Here is a 2510-nt window from a genome sequence, read left to right on the forward strand (position 1 = left end):
GGCTGCTGCCCGGCGTGCGCACGTACGGCACGGCCGGGAACGGGCGGCGCGAGTGGTACGGGGCGCGCGACATGTGGGGGCTCGCCGCGGCGGGCGGGCGCTGGGAGGGCGTGGATCTCGGCGCCCCCGGGCCGCTCGCGCCGCCGCCCCGCTTCGGCTTCGCGCAGACGCCCCGCAGGCCGTGTCTCGTACGGGTCGTCTCGACGGTGGAGCTGCCGGGGTGAGGGGGTGTCAGTGGCGCGTGGCAGGGTGACGCCCATGCGAATCATGGACAACTGGCACGCGGCGATGCGGGAAGCGGGCGCGCCCGACGAGGTGCGCGAGCGGATAGCGACGCTCGCCAGGCCGCGCCTGGAACTGCGCGGGCCGCTGGATCAGTTCCACGACGACGGGAACCCCGTCATGGGCACGTTCGGCGGCGCGCCCCTGCTGCCCGACGAGGTCGAGTGGGACGGCCGCCCCGAGCACATCGCGACCGTCGATCTCGCGGCCCTCGACCACGACTGGCTCGACTTCCCCCTCCCCCGCTCCGGGCGTCTCGTCTTCTTCGCCGACCGCGAGGTGGAGGAGGACAGGGGCGCCGAGGACGGGGCGGAGCCCGCCGGGCGCGTGCTGTACATCCCGGCGGGGACCCCGGTGCGGGAGCGGCGCCCCGAGGGCGAGCGGGCGCGCTTCGCCCTGGAGCCGTGCCCGCTGTACGGGCGCCGCGAGCAAGTGCTGCCCGAGCTGGGGGACAACGTGTACCTCAACGTCCACCCCGAACTGGACGAGCTCATCGACGAGCACGAGGAACTTCAGGACGTCGTGGAGTCCGGCGGCGGCGTCGACCAGCTCACCCTCGGCGGCTACGCCCGCTTCCCGCAGGCCGACCCCGTCGCCGGGCGGTGGGAGAGCACGGGCGACGAGGCGTGGCTGCTCCTCGCCCAGTCCGCGTACGACAGCCCCACGAAGCCGGATCTCGCCGCGTACGCCTCGTGGCTCATCCGCCGCGCGGACCTGGAGGCGGGGAACTTCGAGAACGTGAAGACGCTGGTCGACCTGCTCCTGTGAGCGCGCCCCTCAGAACACCACGAGCGCCCGCGCGCCCTTCCCCGCCCGCATCGCCGCGAAGGCGTCGGGGACGGCGTCGAGCGCGATGCGCTCGGTGACGAGGGCGCTCAGGTCGAGACGGCCCGCGCGGACGTGCTCGCCGAGTACGGGCACGTCCGCGGCCGGGTCGCTGTTGCCGTAGACGCAGCCGGAGAGCGTGCGGCCCCAGTGGAAGAGTTCGAGCGCGTTGAAGCGGACCTCCTCGGTGACCGGGCCGATGCCGACGACGGTCGTGCGTCCGCCGCGCCGGGTCGACTCCCAGGCGGCGCGGATCGTCACGGCCCGGCCCACGCACTCGATCGCGACGTCCGCGCCGCCGCCGGTGCGACGCCGCACCTCCTTGGCCGTCGTCTCCGAGGCGAGGACGAAGTCCGTGGCCCCGGCCCGGCGGGCGAGGTCCTCCTTGGCGGGCGAGGCGTCGACCGCGAGGACGCTCCCCGCCCCCGCGATCCGCGCCGCCTGGAGCGCCGCGAGGCCGACGCCGCCGGCGCCGAACACGACGACGGACTCCCCCTCGCGCACGCGCGCCGCGTGGTGCACTGCCCCGTAACCGGTGAGGACCGCGCAGCCGAGGAGCGCTGCTTCGTCGAGCGCGACACCTTCGGGCGCGGGCAGCAGGCAGGCTTCGGAGACGACGGTCTCCTCGGCGAAGGCCGCCACGTTGAGCCCGGGGTGCAGCGTCGTGCCGTCCTCGGTACGGGCGTACTCGGCGGCGGCTCCCACGAGGGCGTTCTCGCACAGCCACACCTCGCCCCGCCCGCAGGCCGCGCACGTCCCGCAGGCCGGGGCCCAGTTGAGGACGACCGGGTCGCCGGGGCGGACGGAGCGGACCCCCTCGCCGATCGACACGACGGTCCCCGAGCCCTCGTGGCCGAGCACGGCGGGCAGCGGCACGCGCAGGGTGCCGTTGGAGAGCGAGAGGTCCGAGTGGCAGACCCCGGCCGCCGCGAGCCGGACCCTCACCTGCCCGGGCCCCGGCTCCGGCAGGTCGATCCGGGTGACCTCAAGGGGCGCTCCCACGGCGGACTGGACGGCTGCACGCACCACGGTCTGTCTCCGTTCCTCGGTGTCGCTGGGTGTCGCTCGGCTGTGCTCGTGTCCCTCGGTCCCGGGGCGCCGGGCGACCCCAGCCAAACTAGCGGCGTTAGTTTTCACTGGCCAGGGGCCGGGCGTCCCCAGTGCCGGGGGGCCGGACGCGTCCGCGCGGTCGCCCTGCACTGGAGACGCCCGCCCCCGCGCGGAGGCTGCCTACGATGGGCCGTGTGAGGGACCGTGCGAGGCGTACCGTGCGAGGGATTGTGTGAGCGACGACGACCGGCTGCCCCTGAACGCCGTCCTGCCGTGGTCGGTGCCCGCGCCCCGCGCCGGGCGCGACTGGCCGCTCGCCACGGACCCGGGCACGGCGCGCGCCCGCTGGACCG

Annotated in this window: 2 protein-coding genes and 1 pseudogene; 2 read left to right on the forward strand and 1 reads right to left on the reverse strand. The window is 75.6% G+C overall.

What is annotated here, in order from left to right:
* Both G3I42_RS23640 and G3I42_RS23645 read left to right on the forward strand, forming a co-directional pair.
* Window positions 1–224, forward strand: a pseudogene (locus tag G3I42_RS23640) (hypothetical protein); the annotation flags it as partial.
* Window positions 225–258: 34 nt separating this feature from the next.
* Complete coding sequence (locus tag G3I42_RS23645; RefSeq protein ID WP_164289071.1) at window positions 259–1050, forward strand: DUF1963 domain-containing protein; 792 nt, start codon at window positions 259–261, stop codon at window positions 1048–1050.
* A 9-nt stretch (window positions 1051–1059) separates the two neighbouring features.
* On the opposite strand, the gene G3I42_RS23650 is transcribed toward G3I42_RS23645, so the two are convergent.
* Window positions 1060–2136 carry a zinc-binding dehydrogenase gene (locus tag G3I42_RS23650; RefSeq protein WP_164289073.1) on the reverse strand — a complete coding sequence of 359 codons (1077 nt, stop codon included), beginning with the start codon at window positions 2134–2136 and terminating at the stop codon, window positions 1060–1062.
* Window positions 2137–2510 lie beyond the last annotated feature (374 nt).

The sequence above is a fragment of the Streptomyces sp. SID11385 genome (assembly GCF_010548245.1).
GTDB lineage: Bacteria > Actinomycetota > Actinomycetes > Streptomycetales > Streptomycetaceae > Streptomyces.

Bases quoted from the DNA above. Each gene is read 5' to 3' on its own strand.
- G3I42_RS23645 (WP_164289071.1), top strand. From the start codon at position 259: ATGCGAATCATGGACAACTGGCACGCGGCGATGCGGGAAGCGGGCGCG.